Consider the following 23,374-nt stretch of genomic DNA (forward strand, 5'->3'; position numbering starts at 1 on the left):
TGCCTTCTCTCTAGCGAGGAATCTCGATGCCCACGTGCGCCGCGCCGTCGCCGGGGAACACCGTGGACAGCAGGTCCACGATCGATCCGGCGTCCACGCGCAGCGGTTTGATCACGCTGGTGGCGGGTTTCAGGACGGTGGCGATCTGCCCGAGGTCGGGTCCGATCAGCCGCAGGTATTCGTCGATCTTGGTGACCAGCGGCCCGATCGGATCGTCGAAGATGTGCTCGCCGATATAGGAGTAGTTCTGGAACGCCGCGATGATGTGCAGCAGCTCGGGCAGCGCGGTGGTGAGATCCCCGGCGGCCGCGCTCAGCATGGGTGCGCGCCCATCGAACTTGTCGCCGAGGGTCTGCACGTTCGAGTACAGCCGCCCGATGGCTTCGCGCTTGTCCCGCAACAGATTCGCGGTGCCGACCAGCGCCTTGGTGAGGTTGGCGACCTCGGCGTCGCGGCCCTCGAACCCGGCGGCCACCGTGGTCGCCAGATTCCGCAGCTTGGCCGGATCCAATTGCGCGGTCAGGGCATCCAGTTCGGCGAGCGCGTCCCCGACGGTGGTCGCGACCCGCACCTGCCGATTGGGCACCACGCTGCCGTCGCGCAGGAACGGCCCGGCGGTCCCGGTCGGCCGGAAGTCGAGGAACTGCTCCCCCGCCGCCGACAGGTTGGCGATCTGCACGACGCTGTCCACCGGAATGCGGTACTTGGCGTCGTATTCGAGGGTGACCGCCAGCCCGTGCGAGGTCGCACCGATATCGCGCACCTTGCCGATGGGCAGGCCGCGCAGCGTCACCTGAGAGGTCTTCATCAGCCCGCCCGACCCGTCGAGCAGCACGGTGACGGTGTTGTTCTGGCGGCGCGGATCCAGCTTCAACACCCCGACGGCCATGTAACTGCCGCACACGAAGGTCAGCACCAGCAGCATGACCATCGACACCGGCCCGGACAGTGAGAGCTTCATTCAGGGCACCATCCCGATCCCGCGCAGCGTGCCGATCAGCTGATCGGCCTGCGCGTCGGCGGCAGACACGTTGCGCACCTTCACATCCGGCGCGTTCAGAAAGGGAATGATCTTCTCCTTCAGCAGCGTGTGGAAGGTGTCGAGGTTGGCCGCCAGGGTCAGGTCCGCGTACCCCGCCGTCACCGCGGTCGGCGCGAGCACCGACACGATCGACCGGATGTCCCCCAGATGCGGCAGCACCAGGTCGCCGACATTCTTGGCGAGCGGACCGCCGCTGATGATCAGGTTCACCACCGCCAGCAGCACATCCGACAATCCGGCGGCCCGATCCGGTCCGAGGGTGAGGATCCGATCCACCGCCCCGCGACCGGATTCGAGCTTCCCGGTGATCTGCTGCGCCGAGGTGAGAATGCGATTCAGCTCGTCGGTGTGGGTGGCCATATCGTGCAACGCCGCCCGGCCCGCCCGGTTGACCCGGTCCAACTCGGCCGAGTCCGACGGGAACGCGGCATTCACGTCGGTCACCAGTTTCTGGATATCGGACCACCGCCCGCCGGTGATGATGTTCGACAGCGCCCGCAGAATGTCCTCGACATTGGTGGCGGGAATGGTCTGCGACACCGGAATCACATCGCCATTGCCGAGCAGGGTGCTGCTGGCGTTCTTGGGCGCTTCCAGCGCGATATGGATGTCGCCGAGAATGGTGGACTGCCGCAACTCCGCCGTCGTGGACTTCGACAGTTTGGCGTCGGTGTGCAGCTTCACCGTCGCCACCGCCGTGGTCCCGATCAGCTCGATGTGGTCGAGCATGCCGACCTCGACGCCGTCGGAGATCACCTTGGCGCGGTCGGGCAGATTCAGCACCGACCCGAATTCGATGCGCACCGTGTAGGTGTCGCCGGAGGGGTAGGTGCCGGGAATCGGGATATCGGTGGCCTTCACCCCGCATCCGGTCAGGACCAGCGCGGCCGCGGTGACCACCGGCAACAGCCGGACGACCGCGCGCCTCATTTCGCACCCGCCTGCGGTAGCTGCGCGGCCAGCGGCGGCAGCGCGGTGAGCAGCGAGGTGATGTCGCCCTGATGCTGCTGCACGAAGGTATGCGCCTGCGGCAGCACCACATCCAGCAGGCTGTAGATCTGCTGATCGTATTTCCCGGCATTGCGTGCGATCACCGGCAGGAATTCGACCGCGATATCGACCGCCCCGGAGAATTCGGCCGAGAACTGCCCGATCAGCTGCAAACCGTTGCGCAGATTGTTCAGCACCTGCGCCATATCCGGCCAGTTGGTCACGAACATGGTGGTGAGCTGATCCAGATTGTCGACCAGCCGCCGGAACGCGGCATCCTTCTGCGCGGGATCACCGACGACCGCGGACAGCCGCTGCAGCAATTGATTCCACTGCTGCCCGGTCCCGTCGATCGCCTTGTCGGCCGCGGTCAGGGTGTCATCCAGCAGCGAATCCGGCTTCCCGGCGCCACCCCCGGTCAGATCACCGGCCAGTCTGCCCATGGCGTCGAGCGCCTCACTGATCCCGATGGGGGTCTTGGTCCGTTCCAGCGGAATGCATGTCGCGGTATCGAATCGCGGGCCGCCGGTGTACGGCTTGGTCAGCTCCACATGCCGGTCGGTCACGATGGAACTCGACATGGTGACGGCCGCGATATCGGCGGGCAGTTTCACCGAGTCCTTGACGCTCATGGTGACCCGCATGCGGTCGCCCAGCGCCTCGATCTTCGACACCGTGCCGACCTCCACCCCGAGCATGGTCACGCTGTTGCCCTCGTACAGTCCGACGGTGTCGGTGAACTCGGCGCACACGTTCTGCTTCGGATCACGGACGGTCGTCGCCCACGACACGCCCACCGCGCCGGCCGCCACCACCGCGACGGCGACCCCGGCGGCGAGTGCTGTTCTGCCCCAGTTCATTCAGCACGCCTTGCCTTCGAAGGGAATGCACAGCCGGACGCCGGCGGCCGGGTCCTCGACCTGCACCTGAGTGCCCAGCAGCCCGCTGAGCCGGTTGATCACCTCACGCATCCCGGTGATCACGGTGTCGAGCCGGTTCGGGTCCTCCATGAGCTTGGAGAACAGCTGCTCGAACTGGGTGACCGACGGTTCGATGCTGTCGTAGGCCATGAGCGGCCGGTGCAGCACGATCAGGAACCGCTTGAGCAGCGCGAACATGCTCACGATGTCGTTCTTGCGGTTGCCCAGTTGGTCGGCGACCGTACCCAGCTGTTTCACGAAATCCGCCAGCAGCGCCTTGTCGTCGGCGATGGCGGCGATGTACTCGTCGGACACGGTGAGCGCGCTGTTGAGCTGATCGGTGCGCTCGGCCAGCAGCCCGGTGAGCTCGTCGGCATTGCCGATCACCCCGCGCACAGCGTCGGGCTGCTGCGCCAGTGCCGCATTCAGCTGCCCGATGGTGTCGCGCATGGTGGTGGCGTCGACCTTGCCGAACACCGGAGTGCCCTTGTCGAGAATGTCGCTCAGCTCGAACGGGGTGGTGGTGCGCTCGGGCGGGATGTGCTTCGACGCCAGGTCCTTGTCCCCGACGGGGGCCAGCGCCAGGTAGTGGCCGCCGATCGGGGTCAGCATCTTGACCTCCACCGCCGACCGGTCCCCCACCCGCACATCGCGATTCACGGTGAAGGCGACCTCCACGTGGTCCCCGACCAGGTCCACGGCACGGATCTTGCCGACATTGATCCCCGCCACCCGCACCTCGTCACCCGGCCGAGCCCCGCCCGAGATCCGGAAATCGGCCACGTAGGTGCGCTGCCCGAACGGGATCACGTACACCGCGCCCGCCACTGCCAGCGCGATGACGCACACCACGACACCGGCGATGCCCCAGCGCAATTGCGTGTTCTGGTCCCCGCGACCGGTGAGCACGTCCCGGATCAGCTCGCCCATCCGGGCGATCAACGCTCTCATCAGTTGCACACCACCAGGTTCTGGTTGGACAGGATGACACCGGCCACCGCGGGCAGCGCGGCCTCACCGTGGGAGCAGGTGATGCGCGGCTTGAACCCCTGCCCGGGGACCGTCTGATTCAGCCCGGTCACCAATTGCGGTGCGAGAGCCAGGATCTGGGTCAGCTCGTCGGTCTGCGGCACCAGCCGCCGGAGCAGTCCGTCGACCGGACCGTAGGCGGTGTCGTAGGCGTCGCGGGTCTGCTCCAGCAGCGGCACCACCGGAGCCAGCAGGGTTTGCGCGGTGTCGACCGCGCTCAGCATGGCCTGGGTCTTGGCGGTGAACTGGTGCAGGATGCCCGAGAGCTGCTGCACCAGGTCGCCGACCGCTTTCGACTTGCCGCCGATGGCGTCGGCGACCACGCCCAGATTGCGGATGAGCAGCACGATCACGGCCTCGCTGTTGCGGGCGTGCTTGGTGAGCGTGTCCACGTCCGCCAGCACCGGACCGATCCCGGAGCCGTCACCCTGGATGACGCGCAGCAGGTTGGTGCCGAGCTGGTTGAGCTGAGCGGGATCGAGTGTGTCGAACATCGGCTTGAAACCGTTGAACAGCTTGGACACGTCGAAGCTCGCGATGGTGCGCTCGACCGGGATCGTCGTCCCGGCGGCTATTTTCGTGCGCCCCGGCCCGTCGGTGAGCAGTTCGACGTACCGCTGACCGATGAGGTTCTGGTATCGCACCGCGGCCTTGGTGTTGTCGTACACCGGCCGCTCCCGATCCACGGTGAAGTGCACCCGCGCCCGGCTGCCGTCCAGCGACACCGTCTCCACCTTCCCGACCGCGACACCGGACATGCGCACCGAGTCCCCCGCGAACAGTCCCGACACATCGGTGAACACCGCGTCGTAGGTGACCTTGTCGCCGGGGATCGGCGTCCGCAGCGCGGTCACGATGAAGGTGGTGCACCCGGCCACGACCAGCAGGAACGCGACCAGTTTGAGGGCCGACCTGGTGACCTCGCTCATTTGGCCTCTCCCCCCAGCGAATCCGCCAGGTACGGCATGGTCTGGGCGATCAGTTCCACCTGCAGCTGCACCCGGCCGTCGACCGCCGGGAACGCCCCGTCCATGGCCCGCAGCAGATTCGGGACCCGATTGTGGGCCGCGGCCACCGAGCCCACGGACACGCTGATCGGCACCGCCACGTCGAGGATGCCGTCGAGGACCTTCTCCAGCTCCGGGTTGTTCTGCTGCAGCAGATTCGAGATGCCCACCAGCACCGCGTCGTCGACGCCGTGGGTGGCGCGGTTGGTGCGCGCCCGGTTCTCCGGATCCCCGAAGTAGGCGCTCTGCTCGAGCACCGCCAGGATGGCGTGCCCGGCCGCGGGCGTCACGTCCCCGAACGCGCCGGTCATGTCGCCGCCGATGCGCAGGTAATGCGCGAGACTGTTCTGCTGTCCGTCGGCCAGGGTGCGCGCGGTCTCGAAGAACGACCGCAGGACCGGGCCCATGCTGGCCGCATTGTCGAGCATCAGATCGAATAGCCGGTGCACGGCCGCCGAATCCAGTACCTGGGTCAGGCGCGCGGCCCGCCGGAACACTCCGGCGACGGTGGCATTGGTGGCGCCCGCCCCGATCTGGAGCACGGCGTGTTCACGGAGCTTCCTGCCGTCGGTGCCGGGCACCAATTCGATGGCACTGGAACCGAACACGTTCGACGAGGTGAACCGCGCGGTGACGTCGTCGGTGAGCGCGCCGGCCTGCCGCCGGTCGATCCGCAATCCGATGCGCTGATGCCCATAGCCCACGGTCTCGACGGTCGACACCGTCCCGATCGCGTACCCGCGGAACTTCACCTCCGCCCCCGGCGCCAGCCCCTCGCCGAGGGTCGCCGCGTCGACGGTGACCTCGAACCTATCCGCGAAAGAGCCTCGGGCATAAGCACTCACGACAATCGTCACAGTGACGAGGACGACGGCGACCACCAGGCCGCGCAATCGCAGCAGCCACGGTCCGGCGCTACGGCCGGAATGATCCTTGAAGACGGCCATGTTTCACCCCGAGATCCGGATGCCGACATCCAGGCCCCAGATCACGATCGTCAGGATCATGTCCAGGATGACCACCAGCACCAGGCTGGCGCGAATGGCGCGACCGGAGGCCCGGCCCACGCCTTCCGGTCCGCCCGAGGCGTAGAAGCCCTGGTAGCCGTGGATGAGAATGATGGTGACCACGAAGATCGTCGCCTTGATCAGCGAGGCGATCACGTCGCCGGGCTGGAGGAAAGCGTCGAAATAGTGGTAGTAGGTGCCCGAGGACTGCCCGTGCAGGACGTTCACCACGGTCGCGCACGACAGGTACGACAGGATCAGGGTGAGCAGGTGCAGCGGCACGATGGTGATCGCGCCCGCGATCACGCGGGTGGTCACCACGAACGGCATGGGCCGAATGCCGATGGCCTCCAACGCGTCGATCTCCTCGGAGATGCGCATGGCGCCGATCTCGGCCGTCATCCGGCAGCCCGCCTGCGCCGCGAAACCGATGGCCGCCACCATGGGCGCCATCTCGCGGGTGTTGGCGTAGGCGGAGACGAACCCGGTCAGCGGGCCCATCCCGACCATGTTCAGCGCGGTGAAGCCCTCCACGCCGATGGACCCGCCGACCGCGATGCCCAGGAACGCCAGCACCGCCACGGTGCCGCCGCCGACGATGAGCGAGCCGGACCCCCAGGTGATGTCGGACAGGATGAGCATGGTCTGACGCCGGTACACCCGCAGCGTGTGCGGGATGGCCGCCAGCACCTCGTAGACGAAAGTCGCTTGGTGACCGAGGGATTCGACCAGGGACATGGGCGCCTGCGCCGAGGAGCCGATCACCCGCCCCGCGGTCCCGAGTGGCGTGTACTTCGCCGGTACCTGGGTCATCAGCCCACCTGCGTCGGGATGAACATCGACACCAGCTGCGTGATCACCAGATTCACGCCGAAGGCGGCGATCACACCGATCACCACCGCCGCGTTCACGGCATTGGCCACGCCCTTGGGGCCGGCGGTGGCCTCCAGCCCACGCTGGCACGACACGATGAGCACGATGACGCCGAAGATGATCGACTTCACGATCGCCACCCACAGGTCGCTCATCTTGGCGAAGGCCGCGAACGCCGACAGGTACGAGCCGGGCGTCACGCCCTGGAAGCCGACGGCGATCACGTAGCCGGTGAACACGCCCATGAAGATGATCAGCATGCACAGCAGCGGTGTCAGCGCGATCATGGCCGCCAGCCGCGGGGCGACCAGCCGCCGCACGGGGTCGATTCCCATGACGCGCAAGGCGTCCACCTCGTCGCGAATGGTGCGCGCGCCCAGATCCGAGGAGATGGCCGAACCTGCGGCGCCGCCCAGCAGCAACGCGGTCACCATGGGCGCGCCCTGCCGGATGACGCCGAGGCCGCCGGCCGCGCCGGACACCGAGCTCGCGCCGACCTGCTGGGTCAGGCTCCCCACCTGCACCGCTACGATCACGCCGAACGGAACCGACACCAGCACAGCGGGAATCGCCGTCACACTGACGATGAACCAGCCCTGCTGGAGGGTGTCACGCCAAGGATGGCGAAGTTGGACGATATCGACGATCAGGAACCGGAACGCCGCGATCGCCAGCTGAATGGCGCGGCCGAACGTGCGCAGCCCTGAGAGTGCGAATTCGATTGCCTGCCATAGTGATTCCGGCCCCCGAACAACTTTCTCGACCAATGTTCACCACCCCACAGCCCCTACTGTTTGGTCGATGCCGACCGGTCCCTCTGTTGACCCGGTTCCGACTGACCGAGACAGTAATACAGATTTCGGACTGACGTGTCAGTCTTCACCGAAATAACCAGGGCCTTGACAGGGATCGCGAGAGCGGAGAAAGATACGCGCGCCGCGCGAATAGCACGGATTACCAGCACTTTTCAGCAATGAGTCGGCAAATGCGAAATGCCACCGGACCATTCGGTTGGTCCAGTGGCATTTCAGATATAGCGAGGTGTTAGCTCAACTGCGGGCGACTGCCCTCACGACTGTCCGGACAGTACGAGCGCCTCGGCCAGCGGCAAGGATTCGTCGACGCACGCCCCCGCGTCCAGCACCGCTCCCCGGCCGATCAGGTCGCGCGCGACCCGGAACTCCGCCGGGCGGGCGATCGCCACCACACCGACGGCGCGACCGTCGCGCAGTGCCAGCACCGTCGCGTCACCGGACTCCGCACTCCCCCGCACGATCAGCTCGTCGTCGGCCTGAATCACGCCCGCGAACTGCACGTTCCGGCCGTACTGCATCGACCAGCCCCACGGGACCTCCGCGGTCAGAGCGGGCAACCCGAGCATCGATCGCGCCGCGGCCGCACCCTGCGCCTGCGCGCTGTTCCAATGCTCCTCGCGGCGGTATCCACCCGATTTCGGATCCAGTCGATTCACCGCGTCACCCGCGGCGAACACGCCCGGAGCCGACGTGCGATACCGCTCGTCCACCCGGATGCCGTCGTCCACGGCCAGCCCGCCGGTGACAGCGAGCCGAGTGTCCGGGACAGATCCGATCGCCACCAGCGCCGCCGCGGCGGTCCAGGTGCGGTCGTCCTCGGCCACGGCGACGACTTCGTTGCCGGTGTAGGCCAGGTGCGACAGCCGCACCTCGGTCGAGATGGCCACCCCGTTGTCCGCGTGCAGCTTTCGGATGTAGTCACCGACGACGGCGGGCGCGACCCGCTCCAGCGGCGCGGTCCCGGCGTCGAGCACCGTCACCTCCGCGCCCAGACCCCGGGCGGTCGCGGCGACCTCGCAGCCGATGAGCCCGGCCCCGATGATCAGCAACGACGGATCCCGCTCCAACGTCGCCCGCAGGGCTTCGGCCTCGGACCGGCCCCGCAGGGTGTGCACCGGCAACACGGCGTCGGACGCCACGGACCGATCCGAGGTCACCGCCAGCCGCCGCGACACGGCGCCGGTGGCCAGCAGCAGCGAGTCGTAGCCGATCGCGGTCCCGTCGGCCAGCCACACCAGACCCGGTCCGGGATCAATGGATTCGACCGGCACGCCCACCCGCAGGTCGATGTCGTTGCCCGCCCAGAAGTCGGGGGGATGCAACAGCGACCGCCGGTCCTCGACCCCGCCGGCCAGCAGTTCCTTGGAGACCATCGGCCGCCGGTAGGGCGCGGTGGGTTCCGCGCCCAGCAGGACGATCTCGCCGGTGTAGCCCTCGGTGCGCAGGGTGCGCGCGGCGGTGGCCCCGGCCACGCCCGCGCCCACGATGACGATGCGCCCGCTCACGCGCGGCTGACCTCGACCATCTCGAAATCGCTCTTGGCCGCACCGCAATCCGGGCAGGACCAGTCGTCGGGGATGTCGTCCCAGCGGGTGCCCGGCTCGATGCCGTCCTCGGGCCAGCCCAGCGCCTCGTCGTATTCGAAGCCGCACTGCAGGCAGCGGAAGAGTTTGAAGTCGGTGCTCATATCAGTGTCCCTTCTGAGCGGAAGCCGGTTCGAAGTCGATCTTTTCGCGCACCCCGCAGTCGGGGCAGCACCAGTCGTCCGGGACCGCGGACCAGGCGGTGCCGGCCGGGAAACCCTCGCGCGGCGCGCCTTTCGCCTCGTCGTAGACGTAATCGCAGATCGGGCAGCGGTAGGAGGCCATCACGCCACCGCCCCGTACCGGGCGAGCACGCGGGCGCGCTTGCGGGGCTGGACGTTGGCGCGGGTGATATCACCCGAATAGTGCTCGAGCACGCGGTGATCCATCACCTTGCGCCACAGTGGCGGGAAGTAAGCCAGCGAGATCATGCTCGCGTAGCCGCTGGGCAGGTTCGGGGCGCCGTCCATACTGCGCAGGATCTGGTAGCGGCGGGTGGGGTTCGCGTGATGGTCGCTGTGCCGCTGCAGGTGGTACAGGAAGATATTGGTGACGATGTGGTCGGAGTTCCAGCTGTGCTCCGGGGTGCAGCGCTCGTAGCGGCCGCCGGCGGTCTTCTGCCGCATCAGGCCGTAGTGCTCGAGGTAGTTCACCGTCTCCAGCAGGGTGAAGCCGTAGATCGCCTGGATCACCAGCCACGGCAGCACCGCCGGGCCGAACGCCACGGCCAGCGCGCCGAACAGCACCACCGACATCAGCCACGCGTTGAGCACGTCGTTGCGAATCGTCCACGGGCGCTTGCCAAGCCGCTCCAGGCGCTTGGCCTCCAGCTCCCACGACGAGCGCAGGCTGCCCCACACACTGCGCGGCAGGAAGCTCCAGAAGGTCTCCGCGAAGCGGGCGCTGGCCGGATCCTCCGGAGTGGCGACGCGAACGTGGTGGCCGCGGTTGTGCTCGATGTAGAAGTGGCCGTAGAACGTCTGGGCCAGGGTGATCTTCGACAGCCAGCGCTCGAGTTCGTCCTTCTTGTGACCGAGTTCGTGCGCGGTGTTGATGCCGACGCCTCCCATCACGCCCATGCTCAGCGCCAGGCCCAGCTTGGAGATCAGGCCCAGGCCGCCGTCGACGCCCAGCCAGGACAGGTCGCTCGCGGTCCACAGGTAGCAGGCCACGGTCAGGCTCAGCAGCTGGAACGGGATGTAGGCGTAGGTGCAGTACCGGTAGTACTTGTCGTTCTCGAGGTACTCCATCACCTCATCGGGCGGGTTCTGGCCGTCCGGGCCGAAGAAGCGGTCCAGGATCGGCAGCAGCACGTACACGATCAGCGGGCCGATCCACCACCACACCGGCGACACCGCGGTCCAGCCGAACTCGTTGAAGGCCCAGACCAGAGCCATCGCCAGGAACAGGGCGGTCGGGGGAACGAGACCGAGCAGCCACAGATAGCGCTTGCGGTCACGCCACTGCGGGCGGGCCGAGGCCTCCTCGATTCGAGAACGAGACGTCGTCATTGCCGTACTCCTAGCATTTACACTTTCTCAAGAACTGTATTCATTAGATACACTGTGATCCAGTCTGTCAACGACAGAGACGAAAGTTGAGCCCATGTACGATCGGCACGTGGTTGAAGCACCGAACTTCCAGACCGAGATGCGGCTGTTGCTGCGCGAGCGGATCATCGAAGCGGGCCGGCGCATCGTCATCACCGAGGGCTGGGGCGCGGTGAACATGTCGCGGCTCGCCAAAGAGGTGGGCGTGAGCCGCCCGGTGCTCTACAAGGAGTTCGCCAACAAGCACGAGCTGGCCGAAGTGGTGATCCAGCAGGAGGTCGACACCTTCCTGGTGGGCATCTCCGAGTGCCTCGCCGCGCATCCGACCGAGGTCGCGACCGGGATGACCGCGGCGGCCGAGTACACGCTGCGGACCGGCGCCGACAACACGCTGATCAAGGCGGTGCTGGCCGGGCGATCGGAAACCGACAGCTCCCTGCTGCCGGTGCTGATGACCGAGACCGAGCCGGTACTGGGCCGCGCGGTCACCGCGCTCTCGGCGGGCATCCGGTCGCAGTACGGGCTGCCCGCGATGAGCGACGCCGAACTGACCTCGATGACCGAGGTGCTGGTCCGGCTCGCGCTGAGTCACCTGTTCCAGCCGACCGGGCCGATCGACCGGGCCGTGGGGCAGATCAACAAGGTGATAGTCGGCGCCTACGGCTCGGTGCTGTGAGGACGGCGCGGCGCGCGAAACAGCGTGCCGCGCCCCCGAATCGGGCTAGACGAGCCGCGCCGCCAGGCGGGTCGCGCTCATGTACGCGATGGCCTCGATACTGACCATCGGGTTGACCCCCGACGAGGTCGGGAAGCAGGAGGCGTCGGCCACCACGATGTTCGGCACATCCCAGGTGACGCCGTCGGGATTCGTCGCCGAATCCGCGGCGGAACCGCCCATCCGGGCCGAGCCCATGATGTGCAGCGCGCCCATCGAGCAGCGGCCCGGCGCGTAGCCGGCGGCGGCCGCCCGGTCGGCGAAGTCCTCGTGGCTGCCCTCGACGCCCGGCGCGTAGCCGACGCCCGCCTGATGCCCGGAGAAGATCCGCTGCGCGCCCGCCGCCTCCAGAATGCTTGCGGCATTGACGATTCCGGTGTGCATGTGGGCGGCGTCGCGGGCCGAGAGCCGGTAGCGCACCACGGCCTCGCCCTGCTTGTCGGTCTCCACCGAGCCGTGGTCGCGGTCGCGGGTGATGACGCCGACGGCCACCGTATTCGCCAGTTTCAGCATGCGGTCGCGATGCGCGGCCGCGCCGGTCCACGCCTGGAAGCCCACCGACAGGCCCGGGGTCATGGGCCCGGTCTCGTAGATGACGCCGTAGCCGTGGCCGTCCAGGTCGCGGTCCTGTTTGGAGTAGCGGGTCTGCAGGCCGCCCTCCCACGGGCGGATCTCCTCGTCGAAGACGCCGAACACCGCGGTGGCCGGATGCAGTCGGAGATAGTCGCCGATGGCACGATTCGTCAGTCCGGAGCGGCGCAGCAGGGCGGGAGTCTGGATCGCCCCGGCGGCGACCACCACCGCGCGTGCGCGCACCGACACCGAACGCCCGTCCGCCGTCACGGCTTCCACGCCGGTCGCGGTGCCATTGCTGACCTCGATGCGCCGCACGTCGGTGCCGACGAACAGGCGCGCGCCCGCCGCGGCCGCATCCGCCAGCCAGGTCTTGACCGCCGACTGCTTGGCCCCGATGCGGCAGCCGAAACCGCAACGCCCGCATTCGATTCCGGCATCACAGTCGCGGACGTTGCGGGGCAGCGGCTCGACGTGCCAGTCCAGTTTGCGCAGGCCGCGTTCGAGAATCTCGTCGCGGCGCGAGGCCGGCGAATGGTCGAGGTTCACCCCGAGCCGGGACACCACCGCGTCGAGAGCGTCGCTGTACTCCTGCTCGGCGAACTGGCTCGCGCCCAGCCCGGCCCATTCCGCGCGCACGTCGTCCGGAGTGCGGAAGGAGGTGGTCCAGTTGACCACCGTGCCGCCGCCCAGCGCGCTGCCCGCCACCAGACTCAGCTGGCCCTCGGCGGTGGCGGCCGGACCCGGCGCGTACAGCTTCAGGAACCCTTCCTTCTCACCGATGCCGAAGTCCGGATCGTCGAGGTAGTCGCCGCGTTCCAGCACCACGACATCCAGGCCCGCCTGGGCCAGGACCGCCGCGGCCGTCCCGCCGCCCGCACCCGACCCGATCACGACCACATCGCATACGACTGTCGTGTCGGAGTCCGGCCGCTCCGGGCTGAGCCCGCGTTTCGCGCCCTCCACCGGGCCGAACGCGGGCGGAAAGCCCATCTTGTCCCACACCGGATTCACCCCGGTCGGTCCCGGCGTCAGGTAGTAGGAGGTGACCGCCGCCCCCTTCAACGCCTGGAACAGCGCCCGCTTCTGCTCGATCCGGGAGTTGGCCATCCCGAGCAGCATCCGCTCCCGCTCCTCGGCGCCGAGCCGCGAGAACTTGCGCCACCCCGCCCCATTGAGCGCCCCGAACACCCGCGAATCCCATACGCGCATGAGCAGTTCGAACTGCCGCCGCTCCGCCTCCCGGGGATTGCGCCCGAGCAACTCGGTGACCGTGTCGGCGACCCCCAACGCGGAAGCCGCCGCCACCTCACCCCCGTCCCCCGGCGCGAAAGTGTCACACACCATCTCGAGTACGGCCCGCCGCGCCGCATCTGAACCCATGCCGCCATCATGCGCTACCCACCCGCCGCTGTCCCGGCAATTGCGGCACACCGCCCTCACATGCCGCCCGGCCGAATCCACCTACCCTCGAATCGTTCAGTCAGCCCCTATCGAACAGGACCGGTCGTGACCCTCGAACAGAACTGGGATCGCATCCGCGAGACCGTCTCTCGCGCCGCCCACTGCGCCCTCGCCTCGACCGACCCTGATGGCGCGCCGACCATCGCACCGATCGGCACGGTGTTCCTGCGCGACGACACGACCGGCTTCTACTTCGACCAGTACGCCGAGGCGCTGGGCCGCAACCTGGACCGCGATCCGCGAATCTGCCTGCTGGCGGTGGACGGCCGCGGACTGTTCTGGTTCCGTGCGCTGCTGACCGCGCGCTTCCCGTCGCCACCTGGAGTTCGGCTCTACGGCACCGCCGGTCCCACACGCGCCGCGACCGAGGACGAACTGCGGCAGGTGCGGGCGCGAGTGCGATTCCCGGCGCGGCTCGCGGGCGGGAAACTGTTGTGGTCGGACTTCTCTCACGTCCGCGACATCACCTTCACCGACTACCGACCGGTTCGGTACCCGCACATGATGTCCCACCTCTGGCAATAGCCCACCGCCCTACCCGCGGAGGTGGCACGATTCGACACTTCTCCAGCGCACGCCGGCGTGCGACAGTTGCTCGGCCAGTGCTGTCGGTGCCGACCGAATGTGGGGTGAAGGCATGATCATCGCGATCTGGGTGGTACTGCCGTATGCCGCTGTCGTGTCGTGCGCGGCCGGACATCTATGGCGGTACCGGCGCGACGGCTTCCTCGGCTTCCTGTACGGGCCACACATCGACAAGGCACAGCGGATCGGGATCGCGGCCGTGCGGACCGGCTTCCCGGTGGTGTTCGCGGTACGGGTGGCCGAGATGCTCGCGTCGGGGCCACATACTCGCCCCGAGCACGACATCCAGGTCCTGCTGTCGGCGGTGCAGATCGTCGCCGCGCCCGTCACCGTCGCCGGGGCGGCGCTGATCCTGATCCCGCCACTGATCTCCGCCGACGTGCGGCATCGGGTCACCCCCCTCGATCGGCTCACGCTGCCACTGCTCAGCGCCGCGCTCCTGTCGGCCGTACTCGTCACCTTCGACGGCAGCGCCACCGACGGCCGCTACCGCGCCGCCGAAACCCTGTTCCCATGGGCGCGTTCCCTGCTGGCCCTCCACCCCGACACCTCCGGCATGGATCACGCACCTCTCCTGTACCAGGCGCGCGGGCTGATCGTGGTGGCGATCATCGCGATCTGGCCCTACACCCGGCTCGCCGGGATCCTGTCCGTACCCACCCTGCGGCTGCTGCGGCAGGCGGTCCCCGCCTCCTATCGGTCCGCGCCGACGGTCTGATCCGTCCACCACCGAGATTTCCGGGAGATAGCTCCCATTGCTAAGAATTGCTGTTTTCGCGCACGGCAGATCGATTGTTCGCCTGTGCGCGGATATCACCTTGGGTTCGAGTAATGCGGTACTCATGACGCCGCCGACGGAAGCGGCGACACTCGAGAAATGGCGCGCATTTTCCTCAGCCATTCCAGCCGGGACAACCGGCAGGCCATTGCGCTGAAGGCCTGGCTCGTCACGCAGGACCCCGCCCTCGCCGACGAGATCTTCCTCGATCTGGACCCAGACACGGGGATCGCGCCCGGGGTCCGATGGAAAGACGCCCTGGTCCGAGCCACTTCCCGCTGTGAAGCCGTGATCTGTCTGCTGTCGGAGCACTGGGACTCCTCGCCGGAATGCCGCGCCGAGGCGCGGACCGCGGAGAACCTCAACAAGCGGATCTTCGCCGCCCGCCTCGAACCGTTCGTGAGCCGCGAATCCACCCGGGACTGGCAGCAATGCGATCTGTTCCCTAGCGGACCGACAACGGCGGTACCCGTCAGCGGGGGCCCGCCCGTCGAATTCTCGACCGACGGACTGCGACGGTTGTGGCGCGGTTTGCGGGAAGCCGGAATTGGCGCCGAATATTTCGAGTGGCCGCCGACCGGTGACCCCGGGCGCGCGCCCTATCGGGGATGGGCCCCGTTCGAAGCGGTCGACGCCGCGGTGTATTTCGGGCGGGACGCGCAGATCGTGCGCGGCCTGGACATGCTGCGCGGCATGCGGGCCTCCCGCGTCGAGAACCTGTTCGTCATCCTCGGCCCGTCGGGCACGGGCAAATCGTCGTTCCTGCGTGCCGGACTACTCCCCCGCCTGCGGCGCGACGACCGGCACTTCCTGGTGCTCGACATCGTGCGCCCCGAACGAGCGGCGGTCACCGGCCCGGTCGGCCTGGCCGCATCGCTTTATGCGGCGCGCCGGCGGCTGGGCCTCACGAAACCAACCCTCGGTGCGATCAAGGCGGCCTGCGTGTCCGACCCCGCACAAGTCACCACCTGGCTGCGGGAAACGCGGGACGCCGCGACGGCGGGGACGCCCGACGCCGGCGACACCGTGCCTCCGACGATCGTGCTCCCAGTAGATCAGGCCGAGGAGCTGTTCGGCAGCGAGGCCGGACGCGAGGCCGGGCTGTTCCAGTCGCTTCTCGCCCATCTGGTCGAGGACGGCCTGGATATCATTGCCGCACTGACCATTCGGGCCGATCGCTACGAACCGCTGCAGACCTCACCCGCCCTCGCCGACGTGAAGAGCGTGGTGTTCGACGAATTGCGCCCCCTGCAACCGGCACGGTTCGCCGAGGTCATCCAGGGGCCGGCAGAGCGCGCCACCGCAGCGGGCAATCGGCTCACGGTCCGCGAGGATCTCGTGGAACGACTGCTCGCCGACTGCGCGGACAGCGCCAATCCACTGCCACTGCTGTCCCTGACACTGTGGCGGCTCTACCTCGACTACGCCGCCGCCGGCGCACTGACGAGCGCCGACTACACGGCCATGGGCGGGATGGCGCACGTGGTCGAATCGGAGATCGATTCCATACTCGCCCAGGACGATTCGGAGCGGCAACAACAGCTGGCGCACTTGCGCGCGGCCTTCGTGCCCTGGCTGGCCACCATCGCCGCGGACAATGATCAGCCGCTGCGCCGCATCGCGCGCCTCGCCGACCTGCCGACCACCAGCCGCCCGCTCATCGCCGCGTTCGTCGACCACCGCCTGCTGGTCCAGGACGAACGCGGCGGCGAGACCACCATCGAGGTCGCGCTGGAAAGCCTGCTGAGCGAATGGCCCGCCCTCGCCCAATGGTTGCGCGAGGAAGCCTCCGATCTACGGACCGCCGACGGCCTCGACCGCGCCGCCACCGAATGGGAGAGCAGCGGGCGCGACGACGCCTGGCTGATCGAGGGCACCCGGCTGAGCGAGGCCGAGAAGGTCGCCGCCACTCCGGCTTTCGCCGATCGGCTGGCCTGCGCGCGCGAGTACCTCACCGCGTCCCGGCAACGGCAGGACGCCGAGACCGCAGCCGAACAGCAACGGCGCGAGAAGGAACTGAACGACGCCCGCGCCTACGCCGACGGGCTGCGTCGCCGGACGCACATCCTGCGGGCGGTCCTGGCACTCACCGTCGTCGCGGCCCTGGTCGCCGGGTTCTTCGCGGTACGAACCACGCTGGCGCAGAACGAATCCGATCGGCGGCTGCACGAAGCGACCGCCCTGCGCCTGGTCTCCGAAGGGCAAGCCATGCTCGCCGGGGTTCGGCCGGGTGGTGACACGCGGGCCATCCAACAGATTCTCGCCGCGCGAAAGATCGGATCGCATCCCGACGATGGCGCGGTCCTCGACGCGCTCTCGACGACCTCTGCCGAGGTGAAGATACTCGATACACCTGCACATGACTCCGTCACGGCATTCGCCGTCAGTCCCGATGGGCGCCGTGCGGCGTCCGCAAGCGGGGGGACGGTACAGCTACGGGACGGAGTAACCGGCCGGACCACGGGCCCGCTACTCACCACGAACAACAAGAGTGCCGTGAACCGCCTGGCCTACAGCACAGATGGTCGGCGGCTCGCCACCGCGGGCAATGACGGAACGGTCCAGATATGGGATGCCCAGAATGGTTCGCATATTGCCGGCCCGTTCAAGACTGGAACCGGGGCGGTCGTAGCGGTGGCATTCAGCCCGGACGGACGTCATCTGGCCGCAAGCGTGTTCCCGGGCGCGATTCAGATATGGGATATCGGTGCGGGACAACAGCTTCGTACGATGCAACAACGCACTGACATGGCCTGGCGTATCGCCTTTCTGCCGGAGGGAAACCGTATCGTCACCACGACGAATTCCGGCCTGCGACTCTGGGACACCGAATCCGGCGCGACGGTCGCGCAGACCCCGGACCAGGAAGACAAGACCGCACTGGCTGTCGCTGTCGCTCCGGCCGGTGGCCTCATCGCATCCAGCGGGTACGACAATCTCGTGCACTTCTGGGACGCGGCAACCCTCCAACCGGCAGGGGCTGCGCTCAGCGGTCACGACGATACGGTGGAGGCGATCGGATTCAGCCCGGATGGGCGCAATGTCGTCTCCGGCAGCTCGAACGGAACGATTCGGCTGTGGGACGTCGCATCTCGGCAGCCGACGAGCACCCCTATGACCGGACATCACGGCAGCGTCAAGGGCGTCGGCTTCACCGCCGATGGACACGGGGTGCTGTCAGGCGGCGACGAAACCATCCGGGTGTGGAACACCGACACCGCGGCCACCATCGGGACGGTGATCGCAGCGGGCGACACATCGGTGATGTCGGTGCATTACAGCGCGGACGGTACCCGCCTGGTATCCGCCGGTGCCCGAAATGATCCGAGTTCGAGTCTGCCCGGCGTCATTCGCATCTGGGACGCCGCGACGGGCGCCCTCGTCTCGAGCATCAGGAGGGACAACGCGGTACCTGTGAATGCGGTCTTCAGCCACGGCGGCGCCCGCATCATTACCCTGGAGACGGCATACAAGAGACCGACCGATCGGATCGCTGTCACTTTCGATGATCTGATCCCCATTTACACGATCGCGACGTTCGACGCGAAAACCGGTGCACCTATGGCCGAACGAGAGATCGGCGCGCCGAATTCGTTGAGCTCGGTGCTGAGTCCGGACGGAACCCGGCTGGCCACCGTCGGCGGAGTGGTGCCAGCCAATCTTCTGACCGACGGCTTCCAGGCCTACGACCTGACGTCCCCTTCCTTCGGACTCGATCTCAGTGTGATGTTGTGGGATCCGAGAACCGGAAACCAGATCGGCACACCGATCGACGAGCATTCGATTGTCAACACCGTGGCCTTCAGCCCGGACGGCCGGCATCTCATCACCAATGGCGGACTTGGCAAAATCAAGGTCTGGGATGCCGACACCCATCATCAGGTCGGCGAGCCGATCTCCGACACCAACCATGCGGAATTCCTCACGTACAGCCCCGACGGCCGGCGAATCGCCTCGGCGAGCCAGGAGTCCATCCGGCTGTTCGACGCTGATTCCCGGAAGCTGATCAGTGACTCGATCACCGATCCCACGAGAGCCATCACGGCCATATCGTTCAGCGCCGACGGCAGATACATGATCGCGGGGTCCGGTAAGTCCGTCCGGATCTGGGACGCGGCATCGGGGCTTCCGGTCGGCCGACCGATGGTCGGCCCGGCCGACACCATCAGGGCACTCGCCGTCAGCCCCGACGACCGCCGACTCGCGACAATCGGGTCATCGTTCAGCGCCGACGGACACGCAATCATCCATCTCTGGCCCGGTCCCGCCGCCTGGCCGGACCGGTTGTGCGACAAACTCACCGCCAATATGAGCCACAAGGAGTGGAACGAGTGGGTGTCCCCGGACATCCCCTACCGCAAGGCTTGTGACGGCCTGCCGATCGCCTCGGATGCCGACACGTGAGCGGGAACGACGATCAGGTCGTCGCCGAGATCTGGGCCGACCGGCTGCGCTGGTCGCAGGCGGCCTGCCGGCTCAAGCGCCGTCTCGATCGCGCGCGGATCACGGCGTTCACGGCCAGCACGATCGGCGCGCTGTGCACGACCGCGGCGGCGACGGTGGCGCATTCGGGCGGTGTGGCACGGACCTGTGTCGCGGCGGTCGGCGCGGTGTGCCTGGCGCTGGCCGCTTTCGTCGGATTCCAGTACCTGACCCCAGATGCGATCCGGGCGTGGACGCGGGCGCGGGCGACGTCGGAGGGCATCAAACGACTGATCTTCGAGTTCCGTGCGGGCGCCCAGACCAGCGTCGATGCCCTACGCCACGAGATGACCGAAATCGTCACCGCTGCCGCGGATCTGCTGCCGTACGTCGACGACGCCGCGACCCAGCCGACCCCACCGCCGTCCGCATTGACACCGGAAACCTATGTCCGGCAACGAATCCAGGGCCAGATCGACGACTACTATCGGCCGACGGCCCGCCGATACACGCGGTACGCGGCGCGCTGGCGCAGGTTCGCGATCGCGCTGGGTATGACGACCGCGCTCGTCGCGGCCGCCGCGGCCATCGCTTCCGGCACCGGCCCCACCGCCCTGGCCCCCTGGGTCGCCGTCTTGACCACGGCCACCGCCAATGTCGCCGCCTACCTCACCGCCCAGCGCTACGACTACCTCGCCATGACCTACCTCACCACCGCCCACCGCCTCCGCGCCCTCGCCGACGACTGGGCCGCCGGAGCCCACACCGACTGGCCCGCGTTCGTCTCCGCCTGCGAATCGGTGATCGCCACCGAGAACAGCGCCTGGATGGCCAAGTGGACCGAGAGCGCCACCGCTGGTTCCTGATCGGTGTTCGCCTGCCGACACATCTGAGCCGAACTGCCCGCGCCGACGGTCCGATCATTCCCGGAGGCGGGCTGCGCGGCCGCTAGAGTCGGGCGGGAGACGGTTCGCCGGTCACCACCCACGCCCGATGGGAGCCACCGTTATGCACGATGACCGCCGGTTGATCGAGGGCAGGCTCGGGCGGGTGCTCGACCGCATCAAACCCGCCGTGTACCCGGAGTCCACGCCGATGCGGGTGTCGATCTGGGAAGCGCCGGGCGAACCGGTGCCGGTGGCCGAGGGTTTGGCCGCACCGCGCACACCGACATCACCGGGTACTCCGTGGGGTGCACCCTGGGGCACCAGCTGGCTGACCGTCGAGGGCACGGTCCCGCCGGAGTGGGCGGGACGCACCGTCGAGGCCATCATCGACCTCGGTTTCGACGCGAACCAGACCGGGTTCCAGTGCGAGGGTCTGGTGTATCGCCCCGACGGGACACCGGTGAAGGGGCTGCATCCGCGCAATCAGTGGGTGCGCATCGCCGCCCCGGCGCGCGGCGGCGAGCAGGTGCTGTTCCATGTGGAGGCGGCGTCGAACCCGATCATCCCGTTCTTCGGGCCGACCGGACTCGGCGACCTCGCCACCGCGGGCGCCGATCCCCAATACCGTTTGGGCCGAATGGATCTCGTCGTCTTCGATGACGACGTGTGGCAGCTGGTCCAGGATCTCGAGGTGCTCGGCGAGCTCATGCACGAGATGCCCGAGGACCCCGCCCGCCGCTACGACATCGTCCGGGCCATCGAACGCGCTATCGACGCCATCGACCTGCAGGACGTCAACGCCGGGGCCGGCGCCGCCCGCGCCTGCCTGACCGGGGTGCTCGCGCGCCCGGCCGTGCCGTCCGCGCACCTGATCTCCGCGGTCGGGCACGCTCACATCGACACCGCCTGGCTGTGGCCGCTGCGCGAGACCGTGCGCAAGGTCGCGCGGACCACCGCCAATATGGCCGCGCTGCTCGACGCCGAACCCGACTTCATCTACACCATGTCCCAAGCGGCGCAATACGATTTCCTCAAACAGCACCGGCCCGAGGTGTACGCCCGGGTCAAGCAAGCGGTCGCGGAGGGACGATTCGTGCCCGCGGGCGGCATGTGGGTCGAATCGGACACCAATATGCCCGGCTCCGAGGCCATGGCCCGCCAGTTCGTGCACGGCAAACGGTTCTTCCTCGAGGAATTCGGCATCGAGAACGAGGAGGCGTGGCTGCCCGACACCTTCGGCTTCGCCGCCGGACTGCCGCAGATCATCAAGGCAGCCGGGTCCAAATGGCTGCTCACCCAGAAGATCTCGTGGAGCCAGACCAACACCTTCCCGCACCACACCTTCCTGTGGGAGGGCATCGACGGCACCCGCATCTTCACCCACTTCCCGCCCGTCGACACCTACAACTGCTCCATGCAGGGCCGCGAGATCGCGCACGCCGCCAAGAACTTCAAGGAGAAGGGCCGCGCCAACCGGTCCCTCGCGCCGACCGGCTGGGGCGACGGCGGTGGCGGGACCACCCGCGAGATGATCGCGCGCGCCGCCCGCCTGCGCGACCTCGAGGGCTCACCGAAGGTGACCTGGGAGCGGCCCGCCGACTTCTTCGCCGCCGCCGAGGCCGAATACGCGAACCCCGCCGTCTGGGTGGGCGAGCTGTACCTGGAACTGCACCGCGCCACCCTGACCAGCCAGGCCAAAACCAAACAGGGCAACCGGCGCAGTGAACACCTGCTGCGGGAAGCCGAACTGTGGGCCGCCACCGCGACGGTCCGCACCGATTTCGAATACCCCGCCGCCGACCTGGACCGGCTCTGGAAGACGGTGCTGCTGCACCAGTTCCACGACATCCTGCCCGGCTCGTCCATCACGTGGGTGCATCGGGAAGCCGAGGCAACGTACGCGCGGGTGGCCGCCGAGCTCGCGGCCATCATCGAACGGGCGCAATGGGCACTCGGCGGGGAACGGTCCGGCTCCCACGTCTTCAACCCCGCCCCGCACGCCTGGCGGGGTGTCCCGGCCGGCGGCGCGGGACCGGTGGTGCCCGGCCGCGGCACCACGGTGACCGAGCGGCCGGACGGCGGGTTCGCGCTCGCCAACGACCGGACGCGGGTCGAGGTCGACGCGCGCGGCCTGGTCGTGTCGCTCTACGACCTCGGGCAGCGGCGCGAGACCCTGCCGCCGGGCGCGGCCGCCAATCTGCTCCAGCTGCACCAGGATTACCCGAACTCCTGGGATGCCTGGGATGTCGACCAGTTCTATCGCAATACCGTCACCGATCTCACCGAAGTGGACTTCCTCGTGGCCGAGTCCGGGGCCACCACCGACGCCGTCGTCCGCGTCGGCCGCTCCTTCGGCTCCTCGACGGTCGAGCAGGTCCTCACCCTGCGCCCGGACACCGGTGCGCTGGAGATCGCCACCACGGTCGACTGGCACGAGACGGAGAAGTTCCTCAAACTCGCCTTCCCCCTGGATATCCACGCGGACCGCTACGCCTCCGAAACCCAGTTCGGGCACCTGTACCGGCCCACGCACACCAACACCAGCTGGGAGTACGCGAAGTTCGAGGCCTGCAATCACCGCTTCATCCACCTGGCCGAACCCGGCTGGGGCGTGGCCCTGGTCAACGACTCCACCTACGGCCACGATCTGACCCGCGCGGTGCGGCCCGACGGCGGCACCACCATCACCGTCCGCGCGTCCCTGCTGCGCGCGCCGCGGTTCCCCGATCCGCAGACCGACCACGGCGCACACCATTTCCGGCACGCGCTGCTGCCGGGCGCCTCGATCACCGATGCCGTGCGCTCCGGATACCGGATCAATCTGCCGCCGGTCACCCCGGGCGTCGCCGAACCCGTGGCACCGCTGTTCACCGTCGACAATGACGACGTGGTGACCAGTGCCGTCAAATTGGCCGAGGACGGTTCCGGTGATGTCGTGGTCCGGCTCTACGAAGCGGGCGGCGGCCGCGCCACCGCTTTGCTCACACCGGATTTCGAGTACACCGGTTATCGCCGCTGCGACCTGCTGGAGCGTCCATTACCCGAAGAAAACGTCACGGAATCCGCCGATGAGGGAATTCGACTGCGCCTGCGGCCTTTCCAGCTCGTCACGCTCCGATTCACTCGGTAAACCA

General features: G+C 68.0%; 19 protein-coding genes. 6 read left to right on the forward strand and 13 right to left on the reverse strand.

Features of this window, described 5'->3' with window-relative positions; genetic code table 11:
• Window positions 1–10 precede the first annotated feature (10 nt).
• From ACFRAQ_RS26335 to ACFRAQ_RS26390, 12 genes are all read right to left on the reverse strand, one after another.
• On the reverse strand, window positions 11–961 hold the full coding sequence (locus ACFRAQ_RS26335) for an MlaD family protein (protein ID WP_379104175.1): 951 nt from the start codon (window positions 959–961) through the stop codon (window positions 11–13).
• Window positions 962–1,972, reverse strand: coding sequence for an MlaD family protein (locus tag ACFRAQ_RS26340; RefSeq protein ID WP_379104177.1), 1,011 nt, complete (start codon window positions 1,970–1,972; stop codon window positions 962–964).
• Entirely contained in the window at window positions 1,969–2,892 is a 924-nt protein-coding gene (locus tag ACFRAQ_RS26345; protein WP_379104179.1) for an MCE family protein, read from the reverse strand. Before ACFRAQ_RS26345 ends, ACFRAQ_RS26340 begins: the two co-directional genes overlap by 4 nt.
• Window positions 2,893–3,903 carry an MlaD family protein gene (locus ACFRAQ_RS26350; RefSeq protein WP_379104181.1) on the reverse strand — a complete coding sequence of 337 codons (1,011 nt, stop codon included), beginning with the start codon at window positions 3,901–3,903 and terminating at the stop codon, window positions 2,893–2,895.
• On the reverse strand, window positions 3,903–4,910 hold the full coding sequence (locus ACFRAQ_RS26355; RefSeq protein ID WP_379104183.1) for an MCE family protein: 1,008 nt from the start codon (window positions 4,908–4,910) through the stop codon (window positions 3,903–3,905). The genes ACFRAQ_RS26350 and ACFRAQ_RS26355 overlap by 1 nt, the downstream gene beginning before the upstream one ends.
• Window positions 4,907–5,935: an MlaD family protein gene (locus tag ACFRAQ_RS26360; RefSeq protein ID WP_379104184.1), complete on the reverse strand. Its 1,029-nt coding sequence runs from the start codon at window positions 5,933–5,935 to the stop codon at window positions 4,907–4,909. The genes ACFRAQ_RS26355 and ACFRAQ_RS26360 overlap by 4 nt, the downstream gene beginning before the upstream one ends.
• A 3-nt stretch (window positions 5,936–5,938) precedes the next feature.
• The gene (locus tag ACFRAQ_RS26365; protein ID WP_379104185.1) at window positions 5,939–6,808 is read right to left on the reverse strand and encodes an MlaE family ABC transporter permease; all 870 of its coding nucleotides are present in this window, start codon (window positions 6,806–6,808) and stop codon (window positions 5,939–5,941) included.
• Complete coding sequence (locus tag ACFRAQ_RS26370) at window positions 6,808–7,635, reverse strand: MlaE family ABC transporter permease (RefSeq protein WP_379104187.1); 828 nt, start codon at window positions 7,633–7,635, stop codon at window positions 6,808–6,810. The genes ACFRAQ_RS26365 and ACFRAQ_RS26370 overlap by 1 nt, the downstream gene beginning before the upstream one ends.
• Window positions 7,636–7,937: 302 nt before the next feature.
• Window positions 7,938–9,188: an NAD(P)/FAD-dependent oxidoreductase gene (locus ACFRAQ_RS26375; RefSeq protein ID WP_379104189.1), complete on the reverse strand. Its 1,251-nt coding sequence runs from the start codon at window positions 9,186–9,188 to the stop codon at window positions 7,938–7,940.
• Entirely contained in the window at window positions 9,185–9,370 is a 186-nt protein-coding gene (locus tag ACFRAQ_RS26380) for a rubredoxin (RefSeq protein ID WP_357084824.1), read from the reverse strand. The genes ACFRAQ_RS26375 and ACFRAQ_RS26380 overlap by 4 nt, the downstream gene beginning before the upstream one ends.
• A gap of 1 nt (window position 9,371) precedes the next feature.
• Window positions 9,372–9,551 carry a rubredoxin gene (locus tag ACFRAQ_RS26385; RefSeq protein ID WP_357278151.1) on the reverse strand — a complete coding sequence of 60 codons (180 nt, stop codon included), beginning with the start codon at window positions 9,549–9,551 and terminating at the stop codon, window positions 9,372–9,374.
• Window positions 9,551–10,777 (reverse strand): alkane 1-monooxygenase, encoded by a 1,227-nt coding sequence (locus ACFRAQ_RS26390; RefSeq protein WP_379104192.1) that lies wholly within the window; start codon window positions 10,775–10,777, stop codon window positions 9,551–9,553. The genes ACFRAQ_RS26385 and ACFRAQ_RS26390 overlap by 1 nt, the downstream gene beginning before the upstream one ends.
• Window positions 10,778–10,886: 109 nt before the next feature.
• Here ACFRAQ_RS26390 and ACFRAQ_RS26395 point away from each other — a divergent pair, with 109 nt between their 5' ends.
• Window positions 10,887–11,492: a TetR family transcriptional regulator gene (locus ACFRAQ_RS26395; protein WP_379104194.1), complete on the forward strand. Its 606-nt coding sequence runs from the start codon at window positions 10,887–10,889 to the stop codon at window positions 11,490–11,492.
• Window positions 11,493–11,537: 45 nt separating this feature from the next.
• On the opposite strand, the gene ACFRAQ_RS26400 is transcribed toward ACFRAQ_RS26395, so the two are convergent.
• Window positions 11,538–13,487 (reverse strand): FAD-dependent oxidoreductase, encoded by a 1,950-nt coding sequence (locus ACFRAQ_RS26400; RefSeq protein ID WP_379104196.1) that lies wholly within the window; start codon window positions 13,485–13,487, stop codon window positions 11,538–11,540.
• 126 nt (window positions 13,488–13,613) lie between these two features.
• On the opposite strand from ACFRAQ_RS26400, the gene ACFRAQ_RS26405 reads away from it, so the two are divergent.
• The 5 genes from ACFRAQ_RS26405 to ACFRAQ_RS26425 all read left to right on the forward strand — a co-directional run bounded on the left by ACFRAQ_RS26405 (window position 13,614) and on the right by ACFRAQ_RS26425 (window position 23,370).
• On the forward strand, window positions 13,614–14,093 hold the full coding sequence (locus ACFRAQ_RS26405) for a pyridoxamine 5'-phosphate oxidase family protein (RefSeq protein WP_379104198.1): 480 nt from the start codon (window positions 13,614–13,616) through the stop codon (window positions 14,091–14,093).
• 112 nt (window positions 14,094–14,205) lie between these two features.
• Window positions 14,206–14,871, forward strand: a complete 666-nt coding sequence (locus tag ACFRAQ_RS26410) for a respiratory nitrate reductase subunit gamma (protein ID WP_379104200.1) — start codon at window positions 14,206–14,208, stop codon at window positions 14,869–14,871.
• A gap of 159 nt (window positions 14,872–15,030) precedes the next feature.
• Entirely contained in the window at window positions 15,031–19,335 is a 4,305-nt protein-coding gene (locus ACFRAQ_RS26415; RefSeq protein WP_379104202.1) for a TIR domain-containing protein, read from the forward strand.
• On the forward strand, window positions 19,332–20,219 hold the full coding sequence (locus ACFRAQ_RS26420; RefSeq protein ID WP_379104204.1) for a DUF4231 domain-containing protein: 888 nt from the start codon (window positions 19,332–19,334) through the stop codon (window positions 20,217–20,219). The genes ACFRAQ_RS26415 and ACFRAQ_RS26420 overlap by 4 nt, the downstream gene beginning before the upstream one ends.
• A gap of 142 nt (window positions 20,220–20,361) precedes the next feature.
• A complete protein-coding gene (locus tag ACFRAQ_RS26425; protein WP_379104949.1) occupies window positions 20,362–23,370 on the forward strand; it encodes an alpha-mannosidase in 3,009 nt (1,002 codons plus the stop codon).
• The last annotated feature ends 4 nt before the right edge of the window (window positions 23,371–23,374 follow it).

The sequence above is a fragment of the Nocardia sp. NPDC056611 genome, assembly GCF_042792755.1.
Lineage (GTDB): Bacteria > Actinomycetota > Actinomycetes > Mycobacteriales > Mycobacteriaceae > Nocardia.